General features: G+C 40.0%; 1 protein-coding gene. It reads left to right on the top strand.

Features of this window, described 5'->3' with window-relative positions; translation table 11 throughout:
- The first annotated feature begins 369 nt into the window (after positions 1-369).
- Entirely contained in the window at positions 370-1,233 is an 864-nt protein-coding gene (locus ACM0OS_RS28905) for a DUF5895 domain-containing protein (protein WP_414546608.1), read from the top strand.
- Positions 1,234-1,314 lie beyond the last annotated feature (81 nt).

The following is a 1,314-nucleotide window of genomic DNA, read 5'->3' as shown; positions in this document are numbered from 1 at the left end:
GTGTTACTGTTTTTTCAACTTGAGACTCCAAAAAGTTTTCTGCACCACTAAGGTAGCTTACATAGAGCACATTCGTGGTCAATTATGAGCAGATTTTAACGGAGTTTACCAGCAAAAGTTTATACACTTGCTAGCAAAACACAAATAAAATTATTGTAAAAATACGCCTGAGAGTGTGCATGATTTTGTAGTTAATGGTACAAAAGTATTATCCCCAAATTGTGCCGGGTAAAAATCAAGTGTTGCTGAAAAGAGCTACGAGGAATTAAAATAATACTTAGTCTAAAAAATCACTCTCCAACAGCAACACCTACTCATTCCCCATCCTGATAAACTTATTTAGCAAAATACTTTTGATAGCCTAAAAAGATGAAAGCATCTGCTAATTTCGACTTTGAGGACGAGAAATTTAATGCCCCCCCTTCTCAAGTCATCCCCTGGTGTCAGATGATTAATCCTCGGTATGGCACAGATGGCATCCAGCCCCACGGTTTGGCGATTAAGCTGGATAATGCTAATGCTGTGGGTTTTCAGTCGGATGAAAATTGGCAGCAGGTAGAGCATGAATTTAGCTCTGGAGTGGAAACCGTTTTTATTACCAATACTCCCAAGTTAGTTATAGTCCGCCGTGGGCCTTTGTCTGTTAAAGACCGGGAAACTGGGAATAAACTGGGTACTCTTAAAGAAAATTATGATGCTTTTTTAGCAGACAAACTTAAATTTAAAACCTTTACTCGCTATCTAATTTATTTAGTAGGAGAAAATAAGAAGTTTTTACATGAAACACCATTACAATTAACTCTTAACGGTGCAGCCGGAGCAAGTTTTAGTAAAACTTACTGTGACTTTCAACAAGGAAGAGTCGTCAGCGGATTTGTAGCGGAATTAGAAAGAGCTTATGCCGTTTATCGCAAGCAACCTGTGACACCAAAAGGCCCATTATTCCATGCTCACGGAATTTTCTGCCCCATAATTGAGTGTGAAGAAAGAGGTATTGAACCGAATACGGTAATGGTGGCTTCAACGGTTGACTACCAACAGCCTACTGTGGGGACTTTAACACAGTATCTAATTGCCTCTGATTCTGTAGAATCTGCAATGATCTGTAAGACTTTTGAAGAACACAAAGAATTTGGCAAGGAAGCTATCAAAGTAGAAACACCTAAAATAGCAATGGCTGGCGTTTCTAGTTCTTATATCTATGCTGATGAAGATGATTATCCGCCTTATTAGGTAGGGAGTGGGAAGTAGGGAGTAGGAAGTAGGGAGTAACGAAGAAATTTCCCCCCTGCCCCCTGCCCCCCTGCCTCTTTC

The organism is Nostoc sp. CCY0012 (assembly GCF_963920855.1).
GTDB lineage: Bacteria > Cyanobacteriota > Cyanobacteriia > Cyanobacteriales > Nostocaceae > Cyanocohniella.
This window is presented reverse-complemented; position numbering and strand designations above follow the sequence as displayed.

What these genes read in the sequence shown, in the direction of transcription:
- ACM0OS_RS28905 (WP_414546608.1), top strand. Translation starts at nt 370, where the DNA reads ATGAAAGCATCTGCTAATTTCGACTTTGAGGACGAGAAATTTAATGCC.